The sequence below is a fragment of the Mycolicibacter sinensis genome, assembly GCF_001667375.1.
GTDB lineage: Bacteria > Actinomycetota > Actinomycetes > Mycobacteriales > Mycobacteriaceae > Mycobacterium > Mycobacterium sinense_A.
This window is the reverse complement of sequence record NZ_LZIN01000042.1, coordinates 1-26,404: the sequence shown is the minus strand read 5'-3', so window position 1 is coordinate 26,404 and position 26,404 is coordinate 1. Positions and strand designations below refer to the sequence as shown.

Annotated in this window: 29 protein-coding genes; 11 read left to right on the top strand and 18 right to left on the bottom strand. The window is 68.6% G+C overall.

What is annotated here, in order from left to right:
• Window positions 1-12 precede the first annotated feature (12 nt).
• Genes A5771_RS09260 through A5771_RS09250 form a run of 3 tightly spaced genes read right to left on the bottom strand, consistent with a single transcriptional unit; the run spans window position 13 to window position 3,129 of the window.
• Complete coding sequence (locus tag A5771_RS09260; protein WP_064854925.1) at window positions 13-525, bottom strand: YbjN domain-containing protein; 513 nt, start codon at window positions 523-525, stop codon at window positions 13-15.
• A complete protein-coding gene (gene mshA / locus A5771_RS09255) occupies window positions 522-1,850 on the bottom strand; it encodes a D-inositol-3-phosphate glycosyltransferase (RefSeq protein WP_109401078.1) in 1,329 nt (442 codons plus the stop codon). The genes A5771_RS09260 and mshA overlap by 4 nt, the downstream gene beginning before the upstream one ends.
• A gap of 22 nt (window positions 1,851-1,872) precedes the next feature.
• The gene (locus tag A5771_RS09250; protein WP_109401080.1) at window positions 1,873-3,129 is read right to left on the bottom strand and encodes an ROK family transcriptional regulator; all 1,257 of its coding nucleotides are present in this window, start codon (window positions 3,127-3,129) and stop codon (window positions 1,873-1,875) included.
• Window positions 3,130-3,363: 234 nt separating this feature from the next.
• On the opposite strand from A5771_RS09250, the gene A5771_RS09245 reads away from it, so the two are divergent.
• Window positions 3,364-4,125, top strand: a complete 762-nt coding sequence (locus A5771_RS09245; protein WP_064854923.1) for an SDR family NAD(P)-dependent oxidoreductase — start codon at window positions 3,364-3,366, stop codon at window positions 4,123-4,125.
• Window positions 4,126-4,220: 95 nt separating this feature from the next.
• Here A5771_RS09245 and A5771_RS09240 read toward each other — a convergent pair whose 3' ends face one another.
• Window positions 4,221-5,513 carry a L,D-transpeptidase gene (locus A5771_RS09240; RefSeq protein ID WP_109401077.1) on the bottom strand — a complete coding sequence of 431 codons (1,293 nt, stop codon included), beginning with the start codon at window positions 5,511-5,513 and terminating at the stop codon, window positions 4,221-4,223.
• A 60-nt stretch (window positions 5,514-5,573) separates the two neighbouring features.
• Window positions 5,574-6,635, bottom strand: coding sequence for a UDP-N-acetylmuramate dehydrogenase (locus tag A5771_RS09235; RefSeq protein WP_082947150.1), 1,062 nt, complete (start codon window positions 6,633-6,635; stop codon window positions 5,574-5,576).
• Between the two features lie 26 nt (window positions 6,636-6,661).
• Between A5771_RS09235 and A5771_RS09230 the strand changes: the two genes are divergently transcribed.
• Genes A5771_RS09230 through A5771_RS09215 form a run of 4 tightly spaced genes read left to right on the top strand, consistent with a single transcriptional unit; the run spans window position 6,662 to window position 9,834 of the window.
• Complete coding sequence (locus tag A5771_RS09230) at window positions 6,662-7,168, top strand: DUF2505 domain-containing protein (RefSeq protein ID WP_064854920.1); 507 nt, start codon at window positions 6,662-6,664, stop codon at window positions 7,166-7,168.
• A 24-nt stretch (window positions 7,169-7,192) separates the two neighbouring features.
• Complete coding sequence (locus A5771_RS09225) at window positions 7,193-8,017, top strand: carbon-nitrogen hydrolase family protein (RefSeq protein WP_064854919.1); 825 nt, start codon at window positions 7,193-7,195, stop codon at window positions 8,015-8,017.
• Window positions 8,014-9,060, top strand: a complete 1,047-nt coding sequence (locus A5771_RS09220) for an LmeA family phospholipid-binding protein (RefSeq protein WP_064854918.1) — start codon at window positions 8,014-8,016, stop codon at window positions 9,058-9,060. The genes A5771_RS09225 and A5771_RS09220 overlap by 4 nt, the downstream gene beginning before the upstream one ends.
• 9 nt (window positions 9,061-9,069) lie before the next feature.
• The gene (locus A5771_RS09215; protein WP_064854917.1) at window positions 9,070-9,834 is read left to right on the top strand and encodes an LmeA family phospholipid-binding protein; all 765 of its coding nucleotides are present in this window, start codon (window positions 9,070-9,072) and stop codon (window positions 9,832-9,834) included.
• A 3-nt stretch (window positions 9,835-9,837) separates the two neighbouring features.
• Here A5771_RS09215 and deoC read toward each other — a convergent pair whose 3' ends face one another.
• From deoC to A5771_RS09185, 6 genes are all read right to left on the bottom strand, one after another.
• Window positions 9,838-10,515: a deoxyribose-phosphate aldolase gene (deoC, locus tag A5771_RS09210; protein WP_064854916.1), complete on the bottom strand. Its 678-nt coding sequence runs from the start codon at window positions 10,513-10,515 to the stop codon at window positions 9,838-9,840.
• On the bottom strand, window positions 10,515-10,970 hold the full coding sequence (locus A5771_RS09205; RefSeq protein ID WP_064854915.1) for a DUF2599 domain-containing protein: 456 nt from the start codon (window positions 10,968-10,970) through the stop codon (window positions 10,515-10,517). The genes deoC and A5771_RS09205 overlap by 1 nt, the downstream gene beginning before the upstream one ends.
• The gene (locus A5771_RS09200; protein ID WP_064854914.1) at window positions 10,927-11,199 is read right to left on the bottom strand and encodes a DUF2516 family protein; all 273 of its coding nucleotides are present in this window, start codon (window positions 11,197-11,199) and stop codon (window positions 10,927-10,929) included. The genes A5771_RS09205 and A5771_RS09200 overlap by 44 nt, the downstream gene beginning before the upstream one ends.
• Window positions 11,200-11,251: 52 nt before the next feature.
• Entirely contained in the window at window positions 11,252-11,893 is a 642-nt protein-coding gene (locus A5771_RS09195; protein ID WP_064854913.1) for a hypothetical protein, read from the bottom strand.
• 55 nt (window positions 11,894-11,948) lie between these two features.
• Complete coding sequence (locus A5771_RS09190) at window positions 11,949-12,341, bottom strand: helix-turn-helix domain-containing protein (RefSeq protein ID WP_064854912.1); 393 nt, start codon at window positions 12,339-12,341, stop codon at window positions 11,949-11,951.
• 87 nt (window positions 12,342-12,428) lie between these two features.
• Complete coding sequence (locus tag A5771_RS09185; RefSeq protein WP_428844397.1) at window positions 12,429-13,790, bottom strand: DUF445 domain-containing protein; 1,362 nt, start codon at window positions 13,788-13,790, stop codon at window positions 12,429-12,431.
• Between the two features lie 202 nt (window positions 13,791-13,992).
• Here A5771_RS09185 and A5771_RS09180 point away from each other — a divergent pair, with 202 nt between their 5' ends.
• Window positions 13,993-14,706: a TetR/AcrR family transcriptional regulator gene (locus A5771_RS09180; protein ID WP_064854911.1), complete on the top strand. Its 714-nt coding sequence runs from the start codon at window positions 13,993-13,995 to the stop codon at window positions 14,704-14,706.
• On the opposite strand, the gene A5771_RS09175 is transcribed toward A5771_RS09180, so the two are convergent.
• From A5771_RS09175 to A5771_RS09165, 3 genes are all read right to left on the bottom strand, one after another.
• Window positions 14,700-15,554, bottom strand: coding sequence for a 3-hydroxybutyryl-CoA dehydrogenase (locus A5771_RS09175; RefSeq protein ID WP_082947148.1), 855 nt, complete (start codon window positions 15,552-15,554; stop codon window positions 14,700-14,702). The genes A5771_RS09180 and A5771_RS09175 overlap by 7 nt on opposite strands.
• Window positions 15,555-15,708: 154 nt before the next feature.
• A complete protein-coding gene (gene aceA, locus A5771_RS09170) occupies window positions 15,709-16,995 on the bottom strand; it encodes an isocitrate lyase (RefSeq protein WP_064854909.1) in 1,287 nt (428 codons plus the stop codon).
• Between the two features lie 278 nt (window positions 16,996-17,273).
• Window positions 17,274-18,092: an acyl-[acyl-carrier-protein] thioesterase gene (locus A5771_RS09165; protein ID WP_064854908.1), complete on the bottom strand. Its 819-nt coding sequence runs from the start codon at window positions 18,090-18,092 to the stop codon at window positions 17,274-17,276.
• 83 nt (window positions 18,093-18,175) lie between these two features.
• On the opposite strand from A5771_RS09165, the gene ramB reads away from it, so the two are divergent.
• The 5 genes from ramB to A5771_RS09140 all read left to right on the top strand — a co-directional run bounded on the left by ramB (window position 18,176) and on the right by A5771_RS09140 (window position 23,618).
• Window positions 18,176-19,603, top strand: a complete 1,428-nt coding sequence (gene ramB, locus A5771_RS09160) for an acetate metabolism transcriptional regulator RamB (RefSeq protein WP_064854907.1) — start codon at window positions 18,176-18,178, stop codon at window positions 19,601-19,603.
• The gene (locus tag A5771_RS09155) at window positions 19,600-20,148 is read left to right on the top strand and encodes a carboxymuconolactone decarboxylase family protein (RefSeq protein ID WP_064854906.1); all 549 of its coding nucleotides are present in this window, start codon (window positions 19,600-19,602) and stop codon (window positions 20,146-20,148) included. The genes ramB and A5771_RS09155 overlap by 4 nt, the downstream gene beginning before the upstream one ends.
• A gap of 6 nt (window positions 20,149-20,154) precedes the next feature.
• Window positions 20,155-21,612 carry a DUF92 domain-containing protein gene (locus tag A5771_RS09150; protein WP_064854905.1) on the top strand — a complete coding sequence of 486 codons (1,458 nt, stop codon included), beginning with the start codon at window positions 20,155-20,157 and terminating at the stop codon, window positions 21,610-21,612.
• 137 nt (window positions 21,613-21,749) lie between these two features.
• Window positions 21,750-22,682, top strand: a complete 933-nt coding sequence (locus A5771_RS09145; protein ID WP_064854904.1) for a cyclopropane mycolic acid synthase family methyltransferase — start codon at window positions 21,750-21,752, stop codon at window positions 22,680-22,682.
• A 51-nt stretch (window positions 22,683-22,733) separates the two neighbouring features.
• Window positions 22,734-23,618, top strand: a complete 885-nt coding sequence (locus A5771_RS09140; protein WP_207545416.1) for a cyclopropane mycolic acid synthase family methyltransferase — start codon at window positions 22,734-22,736, stop codon at window positions 23,616-23,618.
• A 7-nt stretch (window positions 23,619-23,625) separates the two neighbouring features.
• Here the strand turns inward: A5771_RS09140 and lpdA are convergent, their stop codons facing one another.
• The 4 genes from lpdA to A5771_RS09120 are packed head-to-tail and all read right to left on the bottom strand — an operon-like array spanning window position 23,626 to window position 26,298.
• Complete coding sequence (gene lpdA / locus A5771_RS09135) at window positions 23,626-25,020, bottom strand: dihydrolipoyl dehydrogenase (RefSeq protein ID WP_064854903.1); 1,395 nt, start codon at window positions 25,018-25,020, stop codon at window positions 23,626-23,628.
• Between the two features lie 33 nt (window positions 25,021-25,053).
• Window positions 25,054-25,587 (bottom strand): hypothetical protein, encoded by a 534-nt coding sequence (locus tag A5771_RS09130; RefSeq protein ID WP_082947147.1) that lies wholly within the window; start codon window positions 25,585-25,587, stop codon window positions 25,054-25,056.
• Window positions 25,580-25,858, bottom strand: coding sequence for a putative holin (locus A5771_RS09125; protein ID WP_064854902.1), 279 nt, complete (start codon window positions 25,856-25,858; stop codon window positions 25,580-25,582). The genes A5771_RS09130 and A5771_RS09125 overlap by 8 nt, the downstream gene beginning before the upstream one ends.
• A 29-nt stretch (window positions 25,859-25,887) precedes the next feature.
• Window positions 25,888-26,298, bottom strand: coding sequence for a DUF779 domain-containing protein (locus A5771_RS09120; RefSeq protein ID WP_064854901.1), 411 nt, complete (start codon window positions 26,296-26,298; stop codon window positions 25,888-25,890).
• Window positions 26,299-26,404 lie beyond the last annotated feature (106 nt).

Genomic DNA, 26,404 nt, shown 5'->3' with positions numbered 1-26,404 from the left:
GGGGTCAGTGTCTCAGTCGTCGTCCTTGTCAATCAAATGCTCGAATGCCTGCAGGTTCTTCAGCGACTGCCCGGTGGAGACCCGCCACTCCCATTCCTTCTGAATGGAGGAGGCAAATCCCAACTCCAGCAACGTGTTGAAGTCGAAGTCGACGGCTTCGAGCACCTGCCCGAGCACCCGGTCGATCTCCTCGGCGGTCACCGAGGCCAGCGCCATCCGGCCGATGAGGTAGATGTCGCCGACGTTGTCGAGGGTGTAGGCCACCCCGTAGAGCCGGCGGTTGCGCTTGAGCAGAAACCGGTACACCCCGGCGTGGTTCTCGTCGGGCTTGCGGCAGACGAACGCCTCGACGCGCACCGAGTGCTCCCCGAGGCTGAGCATGGTGTTGGTCTTGAGCTTGCGCTCGCCGGGCAGTTCGACGACCAGTCCCGGCAGCCCGCCATGCGCGCCCGGGAACTCCGAGTAGGTCAGCTCGGCAGCCTTGAGCGTGTCCTCGATGAGCTGACGGACATCGTCGGGGTTCACGCCCGCGCCCCGCGTCGCGCCGGCCAGCGCCCGGGCCGCCGCGGCGACCCGACCACCCGCATCCGCTCACCGCGCGCCGCGGCGAAGTCGTCGATGGCGCTGGTGTAGCTGGCCAGCTGGGCGTCCACGGTCCGCTCCCAGGAGAACGCCGCCGCGTGGGCGGCGGCGTCCCGGCGCATCGCCCAGCCGCGGGGCCCGGACCCCAGTCGCAGCAGATCGTCGATCGCAGTCGCCCACGCCTCGATGCCGTGTCCGGCAACCAGTCTCCCGGTCACCCCGTCCCGCACCGCCACCGGCAGCCCGCCGACGGCCGCGGCGACCACCGGCGTACCGCAGGCCTGCGCCTCCAGTGCCACCAGTCCGAACGATTCGGAGTAGCTGGGCACCGCCACCAGATCGGCCGCCCGGAACAGGGTGGCCAGATCCTCGCGGGACTGCGGCGGCAAGAACGTCACCCGGTCGCTGATACCCAGTTCCCCGGCCAGCCGAACCAGGCCGCCCGGCGCAGCCAGCCCGCTGCTGCCCGACGGCCCACCGGCCACCACCACGCGCACCCCGGGCAGCTTCGCGACGGCGCGCAGCAGGATGTCGGGCGCCTTGAGCGGCTGGATGCGACCGACGAAGGCCACGATCGGCTCGTCGGGCGAGAACCCCAGCGCGGCCCGGGCCTGCCCCTTGTCACCGGGGCGGAAGACCTCCAGGTCGACGCCCGGATGCGCCACGTCGATGCGCGCCGGGTCGGCGCCGTGCAACGTGACGAGTTGGTGGGCCTCGTCGTCGGTGTTGACGATCAGCCGGTCCGCCTCGTCGACGACTTGTTGCTCGCCGACGGTCCGCAGCGGCGGCTCGGGGGTGTCACCGGCGGCCAGGGCGGCGTTCTTGACCCCGGCCAAGGTGTGTGCGGTGTGCACCAGCGGCACCGCCCAGCGGTCCGCGGCCAGCCAGCCGACCTGACCGGACAGCCAGTAGTGCGAATGCACGACGTCGTAGTAGCCCGGTTCGTGGGCCGCCTCGGCGCGCAGCACCCCGGCGGCGAAGGCGCACAGCTGGGTGGGCAGATCGTTCTTGTGCAGGCCCTCGAAGGGCCCGGCCACCACGTTGCGCACCAGCACGCCGGGCGCGACGTGGGCCACCGGCGGATCAGCCGACGACGTGGCGCGGGTGAAGACCTCCACAGCCACCCCGCGGCGGGCCAGGTGCAGCGCGCTCTGCAGTACGTAGACGTTCATTCCGCCGGCGTCGCCGGTGCCGGGTTGCGCCAGCGGCGAGGTGTGAACCGACAGCACCGCTACCCGGCGCACACCGGATCCGACGCCACTCCGCACCCCGCCATCTTTACAGCTCTTCTCAGGCCGACGCTTCCGGGACCGCCCGGGCGACCGAACCGCGGGAGCGGCGCATCGCTGCGACCGGGTCGGCGTAGAGCCCGCCGAGTGACACCGTTCCGGCGCCGGCCTCCTGGACCCGGTTACCGAACGTGGTGACTCGCAGGCTGCGGCCGGCCAGCACCGAGCGCTGCGCGAAGGCCCGCTCCACCTCGACCATGCCCTCCGGGTATTCGGTGAACCCCTGGCCGCCGACCACCAGGTCGTCGGGGTTGAGCACGTCGCGCAGCAGCGCCACGGCTTCGCCGAGGGCCCGGGCCCGCTCGGTCAGCAGTGCCGCCGCTCGCACGTCACCGGCCCGGGCCTTGAGCACCAGCCCGGTCACCGCGGCCGAGGCCGCACTGTTGCCGTCGGGCAGGATCCGCAGCCGGCGTGCCGCGGCCAGCACCGCCTCGTCGCTGACGGTGGATTCCAGCTGGCCGGAGCCGCCGAGCAGTTCCGAGGACACCGGCAGCCCGGCGATGGTGCCGGGACCGCTGGCCGGGCTGTGCACCCGGCCGCCGATCACCAGGGCGTAGCCGACGGTCTCCCGGGCGTAGATGTAGAGGCTGGTGGAGCTGGTCGCCGTCGGCCGCCGCACCCCCAGCAGCAGTTCGGCGCCGGCCATCGCGTCGACGTGGGAGGCCACCGACACCGGCAAGCGCAGCTCCTCGGCCAGCACCGGCCCGACCGGAGCGGCCGTCCAGCCCAGCCGGGGGTGGTCGACGTAGCCGGTGGTGCCGTCCACCGCCCCGCCGGTCGCCACCCCGACCCACAGCGCCCGGCGCTTCTGCCAGCGGGTCAGGTAGCGGCGCGCGCTGGCGGCCAGCGACGCCAGCGCCGGTGCCGCCCCGTTGGCCGGGGTCGGGGTCTCGACGACGTCCAGGGTGCGGCCGAGCAGATCGGTGGCCACGATGCTGGTGGTCTTCGCCCCGATGTGCAGGCCCAGCGCCAGAAACGGCTCGTGGTTGACCACCACCGGCCGGCGCGGCCGTCCGATCGCGCCGGAGGTGGCCAGGTCGGCGCGCTCCAACAGCAATCCGGCTTGCAACAGCGCGCTGACCTGCCGGTTGACCGTGGCGACGCTCAGCGAGGTGGCGCCGGCGATGGCCTCGCGAGCGATCGGGCCGTGCTGGCGAATGGCGGAGAAAACCGCGGCGCCGGCGGTGTCGGGCAGCTGCAGGGCCGGCGGCACGACGCGCGGATGTGAGCGGGTCCGGGCGGTTCGGCGGGTGGCGATGTGGGTGGGGAAAGAGGTGGTGGTCACGCTGGGTCCTGTCTAGGAAGAGTCCGAAAGGGGGCTGGCTACACCTGCGACCCGGCGGGCTCTTTCAAAGGAGCGCTACTCGCAGCAGGTCAGGCGCGACAACAGGCGCAACAACACGCGCCGGTGGCGACAAGACACACCGCTGACAGGTAGCGGGGACTGCGGTACATAACGGAGAAATGTATCACGGTCACTAAGGTTGGGGCGATGACGACACCTGCAGGACAAAAGCGGGTCGCGGTGGTCACCGGTGCCAGCTCGGGTATCGGTGAGGCGACCGCGAGAACCCTTGCCGGGCAAGGCTTTCACGTGGTCGCCGTAGCTCGCCGCGCCGACCGCATCGCCGCACTGGCACAGGAGATCGGCGGTACCGCGGTAGTGGCGGACGTCACAGAGGCGTCCGCGGTGGCCGCGCTGGCCGACGCCTGCGACCAGGTCTCGGGCTCGATCAATGTGCTGGTCAACAATGCCGGCGGGGCCAAGGGGCTGGCTCCGGTCGGCGATGCCGACCTCGAGCACTGGCGGTGGATGTGGGAGACCAACGTGCTGGGCACCCTGCAGGTGACCCGTGCACTGCTGCCGAAGCTGATCGCCTCCGGCGACGGCCTGATCGTCACCGTCACCTCGATCGCGGCGTTCGAAATCTATGACGGCGGCGCCGGTTACACCTCGGCCAAGCACGCCCAGAGCGCGCTGCACCGCACGCTGCGCGGTGAGCTGTTGGGAAAACCGGTGCGGCTCACCGAGATCGCCCCCGGCATGGTGGACACCGAGTTCTCGCTGGTGCGCTTCGACGGTGACCGCGAGCGCTCCGACGCGGTATATGCCGGGCTGACTCCGCTGACCGCGACCGACATCGCCGAGGTGATCGGGTTTGTGGCCGACCGGCCCCCGCACGTCGACCTCGACCAGATCGTGATCCGCCCCCGCGACCAGGCCTCGGCAACCCGGGCTACCCGCCGGGTCTGATGCGGCGGTCCAGCTTCGCCTCTCCTTCGTCGAGCCTCGCTACCCGCCGGGTCTGATGCGGCGGTCCAGCTTCGCCTCTCCTTCGTCGAGCCTCGCTACCCGCCGGGCCGCGTAGGCGACGGCGTCTCGGGAGTGCCCGACAGGGTCGGCGCGTCGGTCGGGGTGGCCGGCGCGGTGCTGGGCAGTGAGGTCCGCGGCGGGCGAGCCGACGAATCCGCCTGCAGCGCCGACATCGACCGCCAGGTGTCCCAGTCCACCGCCCAGTCCCAGATGTCGCCGTCGGCGTAGGACAGCTCGATCGAGCTGCCGGTGACCTCGACCGGGTCGCCGTAGATCGCGCTGTGGAAGTACTGCTCGGCGTCGTCGGTGGACAAGTTGATGCAGCCGTTGGTGACGTTGGTGTTGCCCTGGGCGCCGGAGCTGGCCGGGTTGGCGTGGATGAACTCGCCGTTGTTGGAGATGCGCACCGCCCAGCGCTCGTGGATGTTGCTGTAGCCGGCGGCCGGGTTGGACATGTAGAAGTCGGCGTATTTCTCGCTGACCACGTGGACGCCGTTGCGGGTGATGTTGCGTGCCTGGTCGGCCTGGCCGTAGCTGCACGGAAAGTCCATGATCACGCCTTCGTCGCGCACCACCCGGATGCGGTGCGAGGAGACTTCGGCCTTCACCACCTGGCGCCGCCCGATCGAGAACTGCAGCGACATGTCCTGGGCTCCGTAGGCGCCGTCACCGAAGGCCAGTCCGTACAGCTTGGCGTCGACGCGGACGGTGGTTCCGGCCGGGAAGTAGTCGCGGCTGCGCCAGTGCACCCGGGCGCCCTGCACCTCGTCGGGCAGCCAGGCCCAGCTGCCCTCCACCGGTGGTTCGGTGGTGACCGTCAGGGCCCGCTCGACGGCCGCCTTGTCGGCGATCGGGGCGTCGAACTGCAGGATCACCGGCGCGGCGACACCGACCGTCTGTCCGTCGGCCAGTTGAAAACCGCCGTCGATGACGGTGCTGGGCGTCACCGTGGTGACGGTGCCGGCCACCGGTACGGCGTTGCCGTCGTGGCCGACCACCGACCCGCTCCAGGTGTAGACGGCGTCGTAACCGAGCGGTTCGGTGACGGTGTAGCGGGTGCGGTCCCGGTTGAACGTCCCGGACAGCACCTTGCCGGCCGGGCTGGTCAGCGCCACCCGCTGGAACCAGCCGTCGGAAACCGTCACACCGATTTCGGCGGTGGGCAGCACGTCGGTTTGGCCGGCCGGGGGCTGGAAGTCCAGGGCGGGCGCGGCCGGCGGCGTCTGCTCGGCACTCGTGCCGGCGCGGCTGAGACAGCCCGCCAGCGCCTGCGGCGCCAGCGCCCCGGCCGCCAGCGCGGCCAGAGCCCTCCGCCGGTTCAGGTTCACGGCATTCCAAGATACCGGCCAGGCCGCCTGACCACCTGTGATGCCGGTTACGCGGGCGCGCTACAGGGCGCAGCCGACCAGCACCGGCTCGGGGTGCAAGCTGATGCCGAACGCCGCGTGCACCCCGTCGCGCACGGTGCGCGCCAGTGCCAGCACGTCGGCGGTGCTGGCGCCGCCCCGGTTGGTCAACGCCAGCGCATGCTTGGTCGATAGCCGGCAGCGGGCGTCTCGATCGGCCGGATAGCCCTTGCCGAAGCCGGACCGCTCCACCAGCCAGCCGGCCGCCAGCTTCACGCCGCCGGCGGTATCCCAGTGCGGGACCGGACCGCCCTCCCGATCCGCAATCTCGTGGTAAAGCTCTGGTGGCACGACCGGATTGGTGAAGAACGAGCCCACACTCCAGGTGTCGTGATCATCGGCGTCGAGCACCATGCCCTTGGCCGCCCGCAGCCGCAGCACCGCGGCACGCACGGTTGCCGGGTCGGCGCGGTCGCCGTCGGCGGCCTGTAACGCGGTGGCCAGCTCGCCGTAGCGCAGCGGCGCGCTGCGCCCGGCGGCGTCCAGGGCGAATTCCACCTCCAGCACCACCGCCGCATCCGAGTGCTTGAGCACGCTGGTGCGATAGCCGAAGCCCAACTCCGCACCCGGGGTCCAGCGCACGGTGCCGGTCCGACGGTCCAGCAGCCGCACTCGGGTCAGCGTGTCGGCGACCTCCGCGCCGTAGGCCCCGACGTTCTGCACCGGGGTCGCGCCGGCCGAGCCGGGGATTCCCGACATGCACTCCAGCCCGCCCAGCCCCGCGGCGACCGCGCGGGCGACCACGTCGTCCCAGACCGCGCCGGCCTGGGCCCGCAGCCGGTTGCCGTCGATCTCGATGCGCTCTGCTGCCAGCAGCACGACGGTCAGGTCGGTGAGGTCGTCGGCGATCACCACATTGGAGCCACCGGCCAGCACCAGCGGGCGGACCCCGGCCCGGTCGAGTTCGCCCAGGGTGGCCACGATCTGGTCGGCGTCGACGCAGGTGATGACCCGTTGCGCGACCGGCCCGACCCGCAGCGTGGTCAACGGCGCGAGCGGCACCGTTTCGGCGACACGCGCGCCCGCGAACTGGGAACCCGCCACGGCCGGTAACGGTAGCCTGGCCAGCTATGCCGCGTACATTCACGCTGTCCGAGCACTATCCGGCAAGCGTCGAGCAGGTGTACGCCGCATTCGCCGACGAACAGTACTGGCTGGCCCGGCTGGCCGATTCGGGCGCCGACACGGTGACCCTGGACTCGATGGCCGTCCGCGCCGACGGCGGTGTCGACGTCGCCACCACCCAGGGCATTCACCGCGACAAGCTGCCGGCGCTGGCCGCCCAGTTCCATCCCGGCGACCTGCAGGTGGCGCGCCACGAGAAGTGGAGCCCGGTCCGCGACGGGCGGGCGGAGGCCGAGGTCACCGGCAAGATCGTCGGGGCACCGGCGAAGCTGTCCGGCGATGCGGTGCTGGAACCCGCCGCCGGCGGCTGCGCGCTGCGGCTGACCGCCACGGTGCAGGTCGACATACCGCTGGTGGGCGGCAAGATCGAGAACTTCATCGGCACCCAGCTGACCGAGCTGATGACCGCCGAGCAACGGTTCACCTCGATGTGGCTGCAGCGAGGCGGCTGACCGACGCCGGATTAGGCTGAACCCATGCGGATTGCGTGTGCGCAGGTCCTCAGCGGCGCCGACCCGGCCGCCAACCTGGAACTGGTGGCCGATTACACCGAGCGCGCCGCTGCGCAGGACGCCCGCCTGGTGGTGTTCCCCGAGGCCACGATGTGCCGCTTCGGAGTGCCGCTGGGCCCGGTCGCCGAACCGCTCGACGGGCCGTGGGCCACCCGGGTGCGCGAGATCGCCGACCGGGCCGGGGTCACCGTGATCGCGGGCATGTTCACCCCGGCTGATGACGGGCGGGTCCGGAACACTCTGCTGGCCACCGGAGGCGCAACCGACGCGCACTATCACAAGGTGCACCTCTACGACGCCTTCGGTTTCACCGAATCACGCACGGTGGCACCGGGATTCGATCCGGTGGTGATCGATGTCGACGGCGTCGGGGTGGGGTTGTCCACCTGCTATGACATCCGGTTCCCGGCGCTGTACACCGAGCTGGCCGACCGCGGCGCTCAGCTGATCGCGGTCTGCGCCTCGTGGGGCGCCGGGCCGGGCAAGTTGCGGCAGTGGGAGCTACTGGCCTGCGCGCGGGCGCTGGACTCGACCAGCTACGTCGTCGCCGCCGGGCAGGCCGATCCCGGCGAGCCCGGCCCGGCGAACTCTTCCGGCGCACCGACCGGGGTGGGTCACAGCCTGATCGCCTCGCCGTGGGGCGAGCCGGTGGCATCGGCCGGCCCGGAACCGGCGCTGCTGGTCTGCGACATCGACCTCGAGGCGGTCGCCACCGCCCGCCGGACGCTGGCCGTGTTGAGCAATCGCGCGGACTTTGTTCAGGTCGGTAAGGCAGAATCGCGCGGGTGAGCAATCCGCCCGGACCTCCCCACGGCGACCAGTCACCTTGGGCGCGCCCCAGCGGCCAGCCCGACCAGCCCACCGAGGGCATAGCTTCGCCTCGACCCGAGCCGTCGGCGTCGCCCACCCGACAGATGCCGGTCGGCGATCCGCACCGCGACGAGCCGACCACCCGGATTCCCGGCGCGCCCGCGGAGGTTGCGCCCCCGCCGTCCGCCCCTCCCCCACCGGCCGGGCCGCCGCCGGCACCGGAACCGGCCGGCGAGGCGCCCACCACCGTCATCGACACCGCCGGTCCCCGGCAGCGGCCGGCCAGCATACTGCGGGACCCACTGGCGCTGGTGCTGATCATTGTCACGGTGATCGCGCTGGCGCTGGCCGGCTTGATCGGCGCCGAGCTGATCGCCCGCCGGATCGCCGACAAGAAGGTGGCCCAGGCCACCGAGTGCGTGGTTCACGACAAGGCCAAGGTGTCGTTCGGGGTGACGCCGCCGTTCCTGTGGCAGCACTTCACCGGCAACTACACCAACATCTCCATTCACACCGCGGGCAACCAGGTCAAAGACGCCCAGCAGATGACGGCCGACCTCAACATCTTCGACGTCGATCTGCACGGCACCGGCGACTCCAAGGGCACCATCGGTGCCCTGGACGCCACCCTGACCTGGCCGTCCGCCGGGATCAAGGAGACCGTCCAGTCGATGGTGCCGATCCTGGGCAACCTGGTCTCGGATCTGAAGACCAACGTCAAGGACGGCACCGTCGAACTCAAGGGCGCGTTCGGCCTGGCCAGCGTGGTGGTCAAGCCGGAGGTGGTCGACGGCGGACTCTCGCTGCAGGTGCAGAAACTCACCGGCCTGGGTGCACTGACCCTGCCGCGCGAATCGATCCAACCGGAGCTGGACCGATTCGCCAAGGAGCTGACCAAACGTTACCCGCTCGGTGTGCAGGCCGAGAGCATCCAGGTCACCGATAGCGGTGTGGTGGCGCGGTTTTCGACCCGCAACGCCGCGATCCCCAAGTCCGACGACCCCTGTTTCGCCCACCTGTAACCTGCAGTGATGAGCACACTCGGATCAGCGAAGCCCTCGCATCGGTTCACCGGCCTGCCGGCGGTGCTGCTGGCACTGACAGTGCTGCTGGTACTGGCGGTGGTCGCGTTGTTCGGCGGGCAGCTCTATGCCACCCACCGGGCCAAGAGTCTGGTCGCCGACGCGGTCCAGTGCGAGGCGGAGGACAGCGCCACGGTGTCGTTCGCCTCCGATCCACCGGTGCTGGCCCAGTACCTGCGGGGCGACTACCCGCACATCTCGGTGCAGACCGCGGGCAACCAGATCCGCAAGGCCAAGGGCATGCAGCTCGACCTGGACATCCGCGACATCCACGTACAGAAGACCGCTGACTCCAAAGGCACCATCGGGTCGCTGGACGGCACCATCACTTGGCCTACCGACGGCATCAAGGAGTCGATTCAGGATGTGGTCCCGGTGATCGGCAGCATCGTCACCGGCAAGGTCACCACCGACCCGGGCGCCGGCACCGTCGAGCTCAAGGGCCTGCTCAACCGCGCCACCGTCAAGCCGCAGATCGTCGACAACGGGCTGCACCTGGAGGTGGTGGATCTGGAGGCGCTCGGCAAGGACCTGGACACCGAGACCGTGCAGCGCAACCTCGATGACCTCACCGGCAAAGTGACCGGCGACCTTCCGCTGGGGATCCACATCGACAGCTCGCAGGTCACCGATTCCGGTGTGGTGGTGAAGTTTTCGACGCAGAACGCCACCATCCCGGCGTCGTCGTCGAGTCAGTGCTTCGCGCGACTGTAAGCGCTAGCCCAGCCCGTCGAGCACCGCGCGGGTGCCCGACAGTCCCAGCCGAGTCGCCCCGGCCTCGAGCATCGCCAGCGCCTCGTCGGCGGTGCGGATACCGCCGCTGGCCTTGATGCCCAGCCGGTCGCCGACGGTGTCGGCCATCAGTGTCACCGCGCGCACCGACGCCCCGCCGGAGGGGTGAAACCCGGTGGAGGTCTTGACGAAATCCGCGCCGGCGTCCTCGGCGGCGCGACAGGCCGCGACCAGGGTCGCGTCGCCGCCCGAGTCCAGCAGCGCGGCGGATTCCAGGATTACCTTGAGCACGGCGTCGGGGGCGGCGGCGCGGACGGTACCGATGTCGGCGCCCACCGCGGCGAAATCACCGGCCAGTGCGGCGCCGACGTCGATGACCATGTCGATTTCGGCGGCCCCGGCCGCCACCGCCAGCGCCGCCTCCTGCGCTTTGACCACCGGCAGGTGCTTCCCGGACGGAAAGCCCGCGACTGCTGCGATCCGGACCCCGGCCGGGTTGGCCGCCGCGGCGACGGCCACCACCGACGGTGACACGCACACGGCGGCGACGCCGAGTTCGGCGGCTTCGGCGACGACGGCGACGACCTGCTCGGTGGTCGCTTCGGGTTTGAGCAGGGTGTGGTCGACCAGTTTGGCCACCTGGTCGCGGTCCCATCCGGGCATCAGAAGGCCTCCTCGGCGGCACCGGGATTACATCCGGATTCCAGCATCGTCACACCGTCGACGACGGGTCGCCACGGTTCCAGGTTCCAGCTGGTCTTGCCGGGCCGGGCGAACTCGGCGTAGTTCCAGTGGCACAGAAACTGGTCTTTCATGCCCGGGGCGTCTGCGTCGGGGGCAGCGGCGAGCACTTCGCGCCAGGCCTGCTCGCCCTCGGCGGCGGCGTCCAACCGGGCGGCCGCGGACCGGCCGGCCGGGGTCGGATACACCCGCAGGCTGGACAGGTCGCCGTAGCTGACCCACTCGGTGTGGTCGACGAGACGCGAGAGCCCGGCCTCGGCTGCGGCCGGCGCGGCGGCAGTGAACAGGGCCGCCGTCAGCACTGCGGCCGCCCCGACAGAACCGACCCTGCGGCTAATGGGACTTGCCCTGAACCTCGAGCAGTCTGGGCCGCACATCCACCAGGTAGACCCCCGCGGCACAGGCGGCGATCGCCATTCCCATCACTTGCAGCACCAGGGCCAGCAGCCCGCCCACGCCGAGGATCACCAACCAAACCGGCTTGGTCAGCTTGTCGGCAGCGGTGTAGGCGTCGGAGCGCTGCATCGCAGCGTGGACGAACGCGTACACCGACGCGGCGAAGACGGCGAGCTGCAAAACGCCGAGGACGATACCCACCAGGCTCATAGCGAACACGCTGCAAGCCTAAGCGGGTACCGTCCCGGGCGTCGAACTGCGGTTACTTCTGGGTGACCTTCTTGGCCGGAGTCTTCTTGGCGGCGGGCTTGGCAGCCGCCTTCTTGGCCCCAGCAGCCGGGGAAGCCTTCTTGGCCGCGGCCGGCGCCGGAGCCTTCTTGGCGGCCCCACCAGCCGGAGCAGCCTTCTTGGCCTGCTCCTTCTTGGGCAGCTCGATGCCGACCAGCTTGGCGGCGCGCTCGCCGACCTCGCGGGTCTGGCTCGCGACGTTGCCGAGCACCTCCTGGGTCAGCTCGACGGCCTGGTCAACGTAACCCTCCACCTGCGTCGAAGCGTCATCGAGGCCGGACTGGTGGCGCAGCCGCTCCAGGGCAGCCTCGCCCCGGGCGACCAGGTCGCTGTAGCGGCTGCTGGCGGCCTCCACGTAGCCCTCGGCGGCCTTGCGCAGCTCCTCGGCGGTGAAACGCTCCCGAAGCTCGGCGAACTGCTCGGGCAGCTCCTCCTGCAGCTTGTTCAGGCGCGCACGGCTCTCCTCGACCCGGCTGCTGGCGTCGCCGCGGGCCTCACCGGCGCGCTCGCGCAGGTTCGCGACGAGCTCGGTCATGGTGGCCAGGGCCAGGTCGGCAGCGCCGATCGCGGCGAGCAGCGGGGTCTTCAGTTCTTCGATGGTGGGGTTCTCGGCCATGTCAAGGATTCCTTTCGGGTTCGGTTCTTCTTGTGCGGTTGAGGACGAATGAGGATCAGGCAGGTGTCGTCTCCTCACCGTCGGCTTCGTTCTGCTGGACGAAGGAGGTGTAGATGTCGAGCAGAACCTGCTTCTGTCGTTCCGTGATCGCCGCATCGGCAATGACGGCGTCGCGGACCTCGCTCTTCTCGCTGGGTTCCAGGATTCCCGCACGCACATAGAGCACCTCGGCGGAGACCCGCAGGGCCTTGGCGATCTGATTGAGGACGTCAGCGGAGGGCTTGCGCAATCCGCGCTCGATCTGACTGAGGTACGGATTGCTGACGCCGGCCTTGTCGGCCAGCTGCCGCATGGACACCTGCGCGGCTTCGCGCTGCGCCCGGATGAAGCTGCCGATGTCCGCCGCAGCCGTAGACACCGCTGCGGTGAGCTTGTCGTCCTGCGACACCGGTGGCTCCTTTCGTGGACTTACGGCTGCTGACGCAATCCACGATACCGCCTAGTGCTAACTTTTGCAAGCACTAGCTAGCGCAGGTCAGAACATAAGTTGAGCTATGGCGTAGATCCCCAGTCCGGCCAGCGCACCCACCACGGTGCCGTTGATCCGGATGAACTGCAGATCGCGCCCGACATGCAATTCGATCCGCCGGCTCGCCTCCGCGGCGTCCCAGCGCTCGATGGTCTCAGTGATGATCGCGGTGATCTCCACCCCGTAATGCCCCACCAGATGCTGCGCGCCGCGCACGATCCAGTTGTCCACCTTGTCGCGCAGCTCGACATCGTCACGCAGCGACTCGCCGATCTGCACCACCGCGGCGGCGACGCGGGTGCGCAGGGCTCCGTTCGGGTCGTCGACCCCTTCGAGCACGAACCGCTTGAGCGTCGCCCACGCCGTCGCCGCCGCTTTGGCGACCTCTTCGCGCGCCATCACCTGGTCCTTGACCGAGTCCGCTTTGGCGATGGTGGCCGGGTCGTTCTGCAGGTCGTTGGCGAACTCGAACAGGAAGCGGGTCGCGTTGCGGCGCAGTTCATGGTCGGGGTTACGGCGCACTTTGTCGGTGAAGTCCATCAACTCACGGTGGATCCGGTCACCGACCAGATGGTCGATGAACCGCGGTGACCAGGTGGGCGAGTCGCGCTCCACCACCCGCTGGATGACTTCGCCGGCATTCAGCGACCACTGGAAGGCCCGGTCGGCCAGCAATTGGATCAATGCCTCCTGGCGATGCTCAGCGAGCAGGGTGCCCAGCATCCGGCCGACCGGAGGTCCCCACTGGGGCTCGGCGATGCGCCGCACGATCATCCGGTCGATGACGTATTCGACCTCTTCGTCTCGCAGCAGTTCGACGAACACCCGCAGTACAGTCGCGGTCTCGGCGGCCACCCGCTCGGCGTGATCCTGCTCGCAGAGCCACTTACCCAGCCGTCCGGCGATCTGCGCGTCGCGCAGCTTGGTCTCCACCACCGGCGGCGACAGGAAATTCTCCCGCACGAACGCACCTAGACCTTCGCCGAGCTGGTCCTTCTTGCGTTTGATGATCGCGGTGTGCGGGATGGGGATGCCCAGCGGATGCTTGAACAGCGCGGTGACCGCGAACCAGTCCGCCAGGGCGCCGACCATGCCGGCCTCGGCGGCGGCGCCGACGTAACCCACCCAGGTCGGGGCTGTGTCTTCCACGCCGTGGGCTGCGACCCACCGGCACACCAGGAAGACGACGGTCGCACCGAGCAGGAAGCTCAGTGCGACGACCTTCATCCGGCGCAGACCGCGCAGCCGGACGGCATCGGCGGCCGGATCGGCGTCGGCGAACGACTCCGCCAGCGACTGCATGGTCCGGGCCGCACCCGGCCAGGTCGGGCGGTTCTGTCGATGCACCACCACACCATCATCCGCCATCGCGGGCCCGGGGTGGATGCGGCGGTTCCAGCTTCGCCTCTCCTCCGTCGAGCCTCGCTAAACCACTCGAATTCTGCGGCGGTTCCAGCTTCGCCTCTCCTCCGTCGAGCCTCGCTAAACCGCCGGTAACTGTTACCGAGCCGCAAAGTTTGCTGGACCCGGCCGTATTATCTATACGTCTAGTGAATGGGAACCCGTGACAGTGGCAGAGCAGCTTCGAGCCGGGGCCGCCAAGACCGATGGTCGCAAGCGGCGCTGGCACCAACACAAGGTCGACCGCCGGAACGACCTGATCGACGGGACGATCGAGGCGATCCGGCGCCGCGGCCGGTACGTGAGCATGGACGAGATCGCCGCCGAGATCGGCGTGTCCAAAACAGTGCTGTACCGCTACTTCGTCGACAAGAACGACCTGACCACCGCGGTGATGATGCGCTTCGCCCAGACCACGCTGATCCCCAACATGGCGGCTGCGCTGTCGGCGAACCTGGACGGCTTCGACCTGGTCCGCGAGATCATCCGGGTGTACGTGCGGACGGTGGCCAACGAGCCCGAGCCGTACCGCTTCGTGATGGCCAACAGCTCGGCGTCCAAGAGCAAGGTGATCGCCGACTCCGAGCGCATCATCGCCCGGATGCTCGCGGTGATGCTGCGCCGCCGGATGAACGCGGTCGGGATGGACACCCAGGGGGCCGAGCCGTGGGCGTACATGATCGTCGGCGGGGTGCAGCTGGCTACCCACTCGTGGCTGCTGGACCCGCGGATGAGCGCCGATGACCTGATCGACTACCTGACGATGCTGAGCTGGAATGCGTTGTGCGGCATCGTCGAGGTGGGCGGGTCGCTGGAGAACTTCAACGCCGGCCCGCACCCCTCGCCGATGCTGCCCTGGCGGCGGACGGCGCAAGCTCAGTAGGTGTAAAAACCCCGGCCGGACTTCTTGCCGAGCTGGCCTGCCTCGACCATGCGCAGCAGCAGCGGCGGCGCCGCGTAGAGCGGCTCCTTGAACTCCTCGTACATCTTGTCGGCGATCAGCTTGAGGGTGTCCAGGCCGACGAGGTCGGACAGCCGCAGCGGGCCCATCGGGTGCGAGAGCCCGGCGACGATCGCCCGGTCGATGTCCTCGACGGTGGCGAACCCGGACTCGAGCATGCGCACCGCCGACAGCAGGTAGGGCACCAGCAGGGCGTTGACCACGAAGCCGGAGCGGTCCGAGCAGCGCACCACCTGCTTGCCCAGCACCGCGCTGGCGAATTCCTCGGTGCGCGCGGCGGCGGCTTCGTCGGTGACCAGCGTGCTGACCAGCTCGACCAGCGGCAGCACCGGCACCGGGTTGAAGAAGTGCAGACCCAGCACCCGCTGCGGGTTGGCGGTGGCGGCGGCGATCTTCATGATCGGGATGGACGAGGTGTTCGACGCGAGCACCGCCTCAGGGTCGGTGATCACCCGGTCCAGCTCGGCGAAGATCTTGGCTTTGACGGTGTCGTCTTCGATGACGGCCTCGATGACCAGCTGCCGGTCAGCCAGGTCGCCCAGGTCGGTGGTGAAGGTCAGGTTGCCCACGGCGTCGTCGCGCTCGCGTTCGGTGATCTTGCCCGCGCTCACACCGCGCTCCAGCGACTTGACGATCCGGTTGCGTCCCGCGGTGATCAACGCGTCGGTGGTCTCGAAGACCTTCACCTGCACGCCGGCACGCGCGGACACCTCGGCGATTCCGGCGCCCATCTGCCCGGCTCCGATGACACCTACTCGTTGGATCGACACTGTGTTCCTTTCGGGCCTCACGGCAAGTTCGTTTCCAGTCTCACGGCAGCAACAGGCCCCGCCCAGGCTGGCTGGGCGGGGCCTGCGCTGTCAACTCCCCCGCGGCGCAATCCGACAAGCGCCGCGGAAGTCTTTCATCCCGCGGTTCAGCGGCTCAGTGGAACTGGCCCTCTTCGGTGGAGCCGGCCAGCGCGGTCGTCGACGACGTCGGGTCGACGGTGGTGGCGATCCGGTCGAAGTAGCCGGCACCGACCTCGCGCTGGTGCTTGGTCGCGGTGTAACCCCGCTCCTCGGCGGCGAATTCGCGCTCCTGCAGCTCGACGTAGGCGCTCATCTGGTTGCGGGCGTAGCCGTGCGCCAGGTCGAACATCGAGTAGTTCAGGGCATGGAAGCCGGCCAGCGTGATGAACTGGAACTTGAAGCCCATCGCGCCCAGCTCGTTCTGGAACTTGGCGATGGTCGCGTCATCCAGGTGCTGCTTCCAGTTGAACGACGGCGAGCAGTTGTAAGCCAGCATCTGGTCGGGGAACTCGGCCTTGACGCCCTCGGCGAACTTGCGGGCCAGCTCCAGGTCCGGGGTGCCGGTCTCCATCCAGATCAGGTCGGCGTAGGGAGCGTAGGCCTTGGCCCGGGCGATGCACGGCTCCAAGCCGTTCTTGACCCGGTAGAAGCCCTCGGCGGTGCGGTCACCGGTGATGAACGGCTGGTCGCGCTCGTCGACATCCGAGGTGATCAGGGTGGCCGCCTCGGCGTCGGTGCGGGCGATCACCACAGTCGGCACGCCGGCCACGTCGGCGGCAAGACGGGCGGAGGTCAGCGTGCGGATGTGCTGCTGGGTGGGGATCAGCACCTTGCCGCCCAGGTGGCCGCACTTCTTCTCCGAGGCCAGCTGGTCCTCCCAGTGCGAACCCGCGACGCCGGCGGCGATCATCGCCTTCTGCAGCTCGTAGACGTTGAGCGCGCCACCGAAGCCGGCTTCACCGTCGGCGACGATCGGGGCCAGCCAGTTCTCCACCGAGGTGTCGCCCTCGACCTTGGCGATCTCGTCGGCGCGCAGCAGCGCGTTGTTGATCCGGCGCACCACCTGCGGCACCGAGTTGGCCGGGTAGAGGCTCTGGTCGGGGTAGGTGTGCCCGGACAGGTTGGCGTCACCGGCGACCTGCCAGCCGGACAGGTAGATGGCCTTCAGGCCGGCCCGGACCTGCTGGACGGCCATGTTGCCGGTCAGCGCGCCCAGGGCGTTGATGTAGTCCAGGTCGTGCAGCTGTTCCCAGAGCACCTCGGCACCGCGGCGGGCCAGGGTGTGCTCCTCGACGACGTGACCTTGCAGCGCGACGACGTCCTCGGCCGAGTAGGTGCGGGTGACGCCCTTCCAGCGCGGGTTGTGGTCCCAGTCGTGCTGGATCTGCTCGGGGCTCTTCGGCGTGCCGACGGTCGACATGGCTGCTCCTTCATGGTCGCGACCGCCGGGCGCTTCTCGGACTTGCCAACACCCCGACGGATTCACTGGTGTGTTAACGCGACCTTGACACACCACATCAGCCCAGGTCCACTGGTTTTCATTGCCAAGTTTGGCAAAACAGTACGACCGTTATGCGAAGTTTGCGAAGAATCACGCAGACGCCCTCTTGTGCCCGTGCCGGGCAAGCTACCGGTCGGTAACTTATCCACACAGCTCAACGCGGGTTTTAGCAGTACGCCCGTACTGACTAGAACGTGTTACAGCGGGAAGATCGCGGCGAGGGCTTTGACCTCTTCGCCCACCAGGTATGTGAGCGTTCTAACAGCGCGATCGGCCAGTTCGGGGCCGAACCGATCGGTCGATCCGGGCGGGTGGATGTGCGAGACGATCTCTAGTTTGTCGCCGAGCGCGACGGCGGCCTCATGTTCCAGGGTGACCCGCAGCGGCGCCGCGGCCAGCTCGGGGTAGCTCGACAGATAGTCCTCGACGACGGTCCAGTACACCGCGTTGTTCATGTGATCGAACAGGTCGATGTCGGTGAACCGGATCGGGTACTCGTGGATCTCGGCGGCCGCCTCGCGGTCGCCGGCTTTCAAGTAGGCCTTCCAGCGCAGCCGGTCGACGCTGGTGGTGCGTTTGAGCCCGGCCAGGAAGTCCTCGGAGATCCGCGCCGGCCCCTGGGTCTCCCGGTTGATGTTGATCCAGAACGCCTCGGATTCGATGAGGCCGCCGCTGCGCTTGCCGTCGATGCGGACCCGCATCTCGCACCAGCGGTTGGAGGTGCCCGAGCACCAGCGCCGTACCCGCAGCATGTCCTGGAACTCGACGGGTGCGATCAGGTCCATCATGGTGCGCCGAACGATCCAGAGCGGGTGGGTGGCCTCGTGCCCCGTCTCCCGTAGCTGGTCCTGGCCGATGTCCTGGATGTGGCGGGCAGCCGCGTCCATCCGCAGCCGGCCGCGCCGGTCGATGTCGGCGACCCGCAGCGGCCACTGCCGGTCGAAGACGTTCGGGTGGGGGTCGGGCACCGGCATCAACACCTTCGCCAGACCCGTCGGCTCATCTGTCGGCTGCATTGATGCTCCCCGTCGTTTTTCCCGAATGATCATGCCATGCCAAGAATGCGAATGCCGCCTTCGCAACAGGTAAGGTCGGGCGGGTGGCCAAGACCTACGTCGGTTCCCGAGTGCGCCAGCTGCGCAGCGAGCGCGGGTTCAGTCAGGCCGCACTGGCGCAGATGTTGGAGATCTCACCGAGTTACCTCAACCAGATCGAGCACGACGTTCGGCCGCTGACGGTGGCGGTGCTGCTGCGCATCACCGAGGTCTTCGGGGTCGACACCACCTTCTTCGCCTCCCAGGACGACACCCGGCTGGTCGCCGAGTTGCGCGAGGTCACCATGGACCGCGACCTGGACGTCGACGTCGCACTGACCGAGGTGGCCGAAGTGGTCAGCGCCCACCCCAAATTGGCCCGCGCGATGGTCAACCTGCACCGCCGCTACCGGATCACCACCGCCCAACTGGCCGCCGCCACCGAAGAGCGCTACACCGACGGCAGTGGCACCGGCGCGATCACCATGCCGCACGAAGAGGTCCGCGACTACTTCTATCAGCGCCAGAACTACCTGCACGAACTCGACACCGCCGCCGAGCAGCTGGCCACCCGGATGCGCCGGCATCAGGGCGAGTTGGCCGTCGAGTTGGCCAACCGGCTCACCGAGGTACACGGCGTGCACATCAACCGCCGGATCGATCTGGGCGACACGGTGCTGCACCGCTACGACCCGACGACCAAGACCCTGGACATCTCCACCCAACTGTCCTGGGGCCAGCGGGTGTTCAAGATGGCCGCCGAGCTGGCCTACCTGGAGTTCGACGACCAGATCTCGGCGATGGTCGAGGAGGGCAAGTTCACCTCGAAGGACTCGCGCACCCTGGCCAGGCTGGGGCTGGCCAATTACTTCGCCGCGGCGATCGTGTTGCCCTACGGGCAGTTCCACGACAGTGCCGAGACGTTCCGCTACGACATCGAGCGGCTGTCGGCGTTCTACCGGGTCAGCTACGAGACCATCGCCCACCGCCTATCCACCCTGCAGCGGCCGTCGATGCGCGGCGTGCCGTTCTCCTTCGTCCGCGTCGATCGCGCGGGTAACATGTCAAAACGTCAGTCGGCCACCGGTTTTCACTTCTCCTCCAGCGGCGGTACCTGCCCGCTGTGGAATGTCTACGAGACGTTCGGCAACCCGGGCAAGATCGCCGTGCAGATCGCCGAGATGCCTGATGGCCGCAAATACCTGTGGGTGGCGCGCACCGTCGAACGCCGCGCCGCGCGGTGGGGCCAGCCGGACAAGATGTTCGCGATCGGGCTGGGCTGCGAACTGCGGCACGCCCACCGGCTGGTCTACTCCGAGGGGCTCGACCTGCACGGTGGCCACGACGTGCCGGCGACCCCGATCGGTGCGGGTTGCCGGGTCTGCGAACGCGACAACTGTCCCCAGCGGGCGTTCCCGGCGCTGGGCCGCGACCTCGATCTCAACGAACACCGCAGCACGGTGTCGCCGTATCTGGTAAAGCAACAGCGGTGAGCGCTCGTATCCCCGAAGCCCCCGGCCTGCGCGACCTCGGTCTCGCCAACTGGCTGGTCTGCAAAGTCGTCGCGGCCCGCCAGCGCGTGCCCCGGGCGCATCTGTTCACCACGCTCGGCCAGCACAAGCGGTTGATGTGGTCCTGGTTGCCGTTCGGCGGAGTGCTCATGCGCGGCGGCAAGCTGTCCACCCGCGACACCGAGATGGTGATCCTGCGGGTGGGGCACCTGCGCGACAGCCAGTACGAACTGCAGCACCACAAGCGGATGGGTCGGGCCGCCGGCCTGGACGACGCCACCCAGGCCCGCATCTTCGAAGGCCCCGGCGGTCCCGATTTCGGGGACCTCGGCGATCGTCAGCGCGCCATGCTGACCGCGGTCGACGAACTGGTGGAGACCCGCACCCTTTCGGATGCCACCTGGGCGGAGTTGTCGAAGCACCTGGATCGTCCGCGGCTGATCGAATTCGTCATGCTGACATCGCAATACGACGCGCTGGCCGCCACGCTGAGCGCACTGCGGGTGCCGCTGGACTTCGACGAGTAGCGCTGCGTGACAGCTACCGTTGGCCACGACCTGGCCGTCGCCGGGGGCGGGATCCTGGCGATCGCGGCCGTGCTGATCGTCGTCGGGCGAGCGCTGGTGCGCCGGGGCGCCGGCCCGCTGGTCACCCGCAAGATTCCCCACGCACTGTGCGGGCTGTTCGCCGCCCTGGCCGCCTTCCAGCTCTCGCACCAGGCGGTGGTGGCGGGCGTGCTGGCCGTCGCGACGGTGGCGCTGGCGGTCATCGTGGAGCGCGGCCTGATTCCGGTGCCGGGGGTTTTCGACGGGACCCGCTCCCGCGACTACGGGCTGGTCGGGTTCGCCGCCGGGGCACTGGTCGCGGTGCTGGCGTTCTGGCCGGATCGAGTGGCGATCGCCGCGGGTGTGGTGGTGCTGGGCCTGGCTGACGCGGGTGCGGCGCTGATCGGGGATCGCTTCGGGCGGCACCGGGTGGAGGCCGGCGGCGGGGTGCGCACCCTGGAGGGTTCGGTGGCCTTCGTGGCGATCGCCTTCGCGGTGTCGCTGGTGTTCTGCCTAGCCGGCCTCGAACTGAATTCGTTCATGGCAATAGCGGTTTCGGTATTCGTCGCGGTGACCACGGCGGCGGTGGAGCTGCTGGTATGGCCGGCGGCGGACAACCTGCTGATCACGCCGTGGGTGGCGCTGCTGTTGCACGTCGCGCGTGAGCTGTCCACCGACGACGCGCTGCGCTGGTTGGCCGCGGCCGTATTCGGCTGCGCCATCGTGCCGTTCATGCTCCGGATGCGCTGGCTGGATCTGCCCGGCGCGCTGTGCGGCGGTCTGATCGCCGGGGTGGCCGTCGGTCTCGGCGGGTGGGCGTGGATCATCCCGGCCGCCGCCTTCTTCTCACTGACCAGCCTGCTCACCGCCTATCGCCGGGCCGCCCGGTCGGCTGGCATGCGCACCATGAGCCAGGTCGCGGTGAACGCCGGCCTTCCGGTGCTGGTGCCGGTGATCGGCTTTGCGTTCACCCGCGATCCGGCCTGGTACGCGGTCTCCATCGGCGGGATCGCCGCCGGCATCGCCGACTCGTGGGCCTCGGAGATCGGCCGCTTCTCCCGCCGGGAGCCGCTGTCGCTGCGGACTTTCGGCCGGGTTCCCAAGGGCAGCTCGGGCGCGGTGTCACCGCTGGGCTCGGCCGCCACCGTGCTGGGAGCGCTGGCGGTGGGCGCATTCGGTGCCTTGTTCGGCGGGTGGGCGATGCTGCCGGTCGGGCTGGCCGCCGGCGTGGTCGGCTCGCTGGTGGACACTGCGATCGGCGCCAGCGTGCAGGCCCGGTTCGTCTGCACGGTCTGTCAGGCCACCGTGGAGGACCGACTGCACTGCGGGGCGCCGACGCAGCCGTCGTCGGGGTTGAGTTGGGTGGGCAACGACGTGGTCAACGCCTTTGCCAACGCGACCGGCATTTTCACCGGGTTCGCGGTTTTCGTGCTGGTCGGCGGCTGAGCAGGCCGACGGGGAAACGGGTACGCCGCGCCGAAAACCCGCACCGCACCACGGCCGTTGGGGGGTAGTGTCGACCCCAGTGTTGAGCCACCAGCACGTCGTCCCCCGACTTCGCTCCCTTCCGTACAGGACCCGCCGTGGCAGAATCAACCAGCGCACGACCCCAAGCCGAGTCCCAGTGGCTCTCGAAATCCGCAGCGCAGACGCGCGGATCCGACAAGGGCGAAGTGCAGTTCCACTACGACATCTCCAACGACTTCTTCAAGCTGTGGCAGGACCCGTCGCAGACCTACAGCTGCGCGTACTTCGAGCGCGAGGATATGACGCTGCAGGAAGCGCAGCTGGCCAAGGTCGACTTGTCGCTAGGCAAACTGGGTCTGCAACCCGGGATGACGTTGCTCGACATCGGCTGTGGGTGGGGCTCGACCATCCGGCGGGCCGCCGAACGCTATGACGTCAACGTCATCGGGCTGACACTCTCGGAGAACCAGAAGCAGCACATCGAGGACAACGTGTTCCCGAACTCCACCAGCACCCGGCGCATGGAGGTGCGGCTACAGCCCTGGGAGGAGTTCGACGGACAGGTCGACCGGATCGTGTCGATCGGCGCGTTCGAGCATTTCGGCTTCAACTCCTACGACGACTACTTCAAGAAGACGTTCAGCTGGATGCCTGACGACGGGGTGATGCTGCTGCACAGCATCATCATTCCCAGCGATGAGGAGATCAAGGCCAAACAGCTACCGCTGACGATGTCGAGGGTACGGTTCATCAAATTCATCATGGACGAGATCTACCCCGGCGGGCGGCTCCCGCTGGCCGCGCAGATCACCGACCATGCCCGCGCTGCCGGCTACACCATCACCCGCGAGCAGCACCTGCAGCCGCATTACGTCCGGACCCTGGACACCTGGGCGGACAATCTGGAAGCTCGCAAGGACGAGGCGATCGCGATCACTTCCGAGGCCGTCTACGAGCGGTTCCACAAGTACTTGACCGGGTGCGCCGAGTTGTTCCGGGTCGGCTACACCGACGTCGCCCAGTTCACCTGCGAGAAGGCGCCCGCCTGACGGGCTCGGGCCGCGTACCGGATTCACAACGGTAGGGAGGAGCGCACACAGATGGCCGACACGACGGCGGGCGCACCCAAGATGGCGGTGGCCTACGACGACGTGCAAGCCCACTATGACATCTCGAACGATTTCTTCGGCTTGTTCCAGGATCCGACCCGGACCTACAGCTGCGCCTATTTCGAGCGCGAGGACATGTCGCTACAGGAGGCGCAGATCGCCAAGATCGATCTCGCGCTGGCCAAGCTGGACCTCGCGCCGGGGATGACGCTGCTCGACGTCGGCTGTGGATGGGGCTCGGTGATGCGGCGGGCGATCGAAACCTACGACGTCAACGTAGTGGGTCTGACGTTGAGCAAGAACCAGTGCAGCCTCGGCCAGCAGGTGCTGGACGACGTCGACACCGGCCGCTCCCGCCAGATTCTGCTGCGCGGCTGGGAGGAGTTCGACGAACCCGTCGACCGCATCGTGTCCATCGAGGCGTTCGAAGCCTTCCCCAAGGAGCGCTACGCCGCGTTCTTCGAGCTGTGCCACCACGTGATGCCCGACGACGGTCGGATGGTGCTGCAGACCATCATGGGTCACCCGCTGAAGCGCTGGCCGGAGATGGGCATCCCGATCACGATGACCGACCTGCGGTTCATGCGCTTCATCGCCAAAGAGATCTTCCCGGGCGGCTCGGTGCCCTGTGACGAGGATGTCCTCGAATACTCTGCGGCCGCAGGGTTTTCGCTGGCCGGCCGTCAGGATCTGACGACGGATTACGTGCGGACCCTGGACACCTGGGCAACCCGGCTGCAGGACGCGCGGGACCGGGCGATCGCAGTGAGCTCGCAGGAGATCTACGACCGGTTTGTGAAGTACCTACTGGGCTGCGCCGACTTCTTTCAACGCAATGTCAGCTATGTCGCCCAGTTCACCCTGGCGAAGGGCTGATCGAAAGTCAGAAGTTGATCATGTGACCGGTCAGGCCGTGGAAGCACTCCTGCAGCGCCTCGGACATGGTCGGGTGGGTGTGCACATTGCGGGCCAACTCATTGGCGGTCAGATCCCATTTCTGCGCCAGGGTCAGCTCGGGCAGCAGCTCGGAAACGTCGTGGCCGATCAGGTGCCCGCCGATCAGTTCGCCGTAGCGGGCGTCGGCGATCAGCTTGACGAACCCGCTGGGATCGCCGGCACCGTGCGCTTTGCCGTTGGCGGTGAACGGGAACTTGGCCACCTTGACGTCGTAGCCCTCGTCGCGGGCCTGCTGCTCGGTGAGCCCGAAGCTGGCCACCTGCGGCTGGCAGAACGTGGCCCGCGGCATCATCCGGTAGTCGCCCAGCGACATCGTCTCCGCACCGGCGATGGTCTCGGCGGCCACCACGGCCTGCGCCTCGGCGACGTGGGCGAGCTGCAGCAGACCGGTGACGTCGCCGATTGCGTAGATGTGCGGCACCGAGGTGCGCAGGTACTCCTCGACGCCGATCGCGCCCCGGTCGGTGAGCGCAACTCCGGCAGCCTCCAGGCCGTAGCCCTCCACGTTGGGCGCGAAACCGATGGCCTGCAACACTTTCTCGGCCTTCAGCGTCTCGCTGTTGCCGTCCTTGCTGACCACGACGGCGACCGTCGAACCGTCGTCTTCAATGCTTTCCACCTTGGTTCCGGTGCGGATGGTGACACCGAGTTTCTTGAACTGCTTTTCGATCTCCTTGGACACCTCGGCGTCCTCGTTGGGCAGCGCCCGCGGCAGGAACTCGACGATGGTGACCTCGACGCCGTAGTTGGCCAGTATGTAACCGAACTCCATGCCGATCGCGCCGGCGCCGGCGATGACGATCGACTTGGGCAGTTCCCGGGTGAGGATCAGCTGCTCATAGGTGACGACGTTGTCCGACAGCGACGTGCCGGGCACCAGCCGCGTGCTGGAGCCGGTGGCGATGATGGCGTGGTCGAAGGTCACCGATTCGGTGCCGCCCTCGTTGAGGGCCACCGAGACGGTGTGGGCGTCGGTGAAGGTGCCGTAGCCGTGGATCTCGGTGATCTTGTTCTTCTTCATCAGGAAGTGCACCCCGGCCACCCGGCCCTCGGCGACTTTGCGGCTGCGGTCGAACGCCGCCCCGTAGTCGAAGGTGGCCTCGCCGGCTATCCCGAAGGTTTTGGCTTCCTTGGTGAAGATGTGCGCCAATTCGGCGTTGCGCAGCAACGCCTTGGACGGGATGCAGCCGACGTTGAGGCAGACGCCACCCCAGTATTTGGGCTCGACGATGGCGGTGTTGAGGCCCAGCTGGGCGGCACGAATGGCCGCGACGTACCCGCCGGGGCCGGCTCCGAGAACGACGACGTCATAGTGGGTCACGGATTCACCCTAGCGGGCTGACGCCCCGACGCTTCAGTACGGGATGACTCCGCCCACGCAGCGATCCACGTGCTGGCAGAAGTAGTGGCCATATAGCGGCGCCGCGGCGAGGGCTGAGGCGAAGACCGCCGACATCAACGCGATCGCCACCGCGGCCAGCAGCGGTTTCTCGCCCACCATCGCCACGATCAGCCCGGCGACGATGCACCCGGCCGCATAGAGCACTACCACGAAGACGGCCGGGGTCTTGTCGGCCAGCGAATACCACCAGGAGAACAGGCCCAACCCGATCCCGGCCGCCGGGATCCACACGCCGACCAGCACCAGCGCCAGCTGCCACCACTTCAGGAACCGGTATTGGCCGACGACGGCAACGGGCTTGAGGGGCTTGATCGGCTTGATCGGCTTGGGAGGTGCCGTCGAGGCCGGCTCGAGCGTCGGTTCCGGTTCGGGCTCACGGTCGCCGGCCGGTGCGGGCAGCGGGGTCGGATGCGGCCCGGTGTCGAAGCTCGGCGGCCAGTGCGGCTCGGTCATGGGCAACGCCCCGGTGTCGGTGGTCTCAGACACCGGAGACCGCCTGAATCGCCGCCAGCGCCCCGAACCAGCCGACCGCCAGCGCGAGCAGAAACGCACCCACTGCGGTTACCCAGCGGCGCGAGGAGACGAACACCAGCACCAGCCCCGCGGCGCTGGGCACGCCGAGCACCAGAGCGATCGCCGCATCGGGGCGCACGGGGACGGTGACCAGCAGCGTCGTGCCGATTCCGATCAGGATGCCGACGGCGGTGCCGACCAGCATGGTGCTGCTCAACAGCCAGGGGCGCGGCAGCGGAATCACACCAGCAGATTTTACGGCCGCAGGCCCGCTCAGTGCGGGAGCGACCCGGTGATCACCGGGACTTCGTCGAGCGCCGCGTTCTCGTCGTCGGTGAAGGCCCGACTGCGGGACAGGAACCGCATGCCCTCCGGCGCCTCCAGGCTGAAGCCGGCGCCGCGGCCGGGTACCACGTCGATGATCAGCTGGGTGTGTTTCCACGCCCCGAACTGCGGCCCGGAGATCCACACCGGAATGTCCCCGGCTCGGTCGTTGGGGCTGAGTACCCCGAGCAGCACGTCGTGGTCCCCGACGATGAAGTCGCCGTCGGGGTAGCACATCGGCGCCGAGCCGTCGCAGCAGCCGCCGGACTGGTGAAACATCACCGGGCCGTGCCGCGCCACCAGGCGGGCCACCAGCTCGGCCGCCGCATCGGTGATCAGCACCCGGTCCGGCGCAGCCATCAGAACATGCCCATCAAAAAAGACCCTGTGCCGTCTGGGAGTAGGACACCAGCAGGTTCTTGGTCTGCTGGTAGTAGGCGAGCGCCATCTTGTGGTTCTCCCGGCC

Bases quoted from the DNA above. Each gene is read 5' to 3' on its own strand.
- A5771_RS09185 (WP_428844397.1), bottom strand. From the start codon at position 13,790: ATGGCGGATGATGGTGTGGTGGTGCATCGACAGAACCGCCCGACCTGG.
- A5771_RS09140 (WP_207545416.1), top strand. From the start codon at position 22,734: ATGGCCGACACGACGGCGGGCGCACCCAAGATGGCGGTGGCCTACGAC.
- A5771_RS09245 (WP_064854923.1), top strand. From the start codon at position 3,364: ATGACGACACCTGCAGGACAAAAGCGGGTCGCGGTGGTCACCGGTGCC.
- A5771_RS09215 (WP_064854917.1), top strand. From the start codon at position 9,070: ATGAGCACACTCGGATCAGCGAAGCCCTCGCATCGGTTCACCGGCCTG.
- A5771_RS09200 (WP_064854914.1), bottom strand. From the start codon at position 11,199: ATGAGCCTGGTGGGTATCGTCCTCGGCGTTTTGCAGCTCGCCGTCTTC.
- A5771_RS09225 (WP_064854919.1), top strand. From the start codon at position 7,193: ATGCGGATTGCGTGTGCGCAGGTCCTCAGCGGCGCCGACCCGGCCGCC.
- A5771_RS09230 (WP_064854920.1), top strand. From the start codon at position 6,662: ATGCCGCGTACATTCACGCTGTCCGAGCACTATCCGGCAAGCGTCGAG.
- A5771_RS09195 (WP_064854913.1), bottom strand. From the start codon at position 11,893: ATGGCCGAGAACCCCACCATCGAAGAACTGAAGACCCCGCTGCTCGCC.
- A5771_RS09120 (WP_064854901.1), bottom strand. From the start codon at position 26,298: ATGGCTGCGCCGGACCGGGTGCTGATCACCGATGCGGCGGCCGAGCTG.
- A5771_RS09165 (WP_064854908.1), bottom strand. From the start codon at position 18,092: ATGCAGCCGACAGATGAGCCGACGGGTCTGGCGAAGGTGTTGATGCCG.
- A5771_RS09205 (WP_064854915.1), bottom strand. From the start codon at position 10,970: ATGTGCGGCCCAGACTGCTCGAGGTTCAGGGCAAGTCCCATTAGCCGC.
- aceA (WP_064854909.1), bottom strand. From the start codon at position 16,995: ATGTCGACCGTCGGCACGCCGAAGAGCCCCGAGCAGATCCAGCACGAC.
- deoC (WP_064854916.1), bottom strand. From the start codon at position 10,515: ATGCCCGGATGGGACCGCGACCAGGTGGCCAAACTGGTCGACCACACC.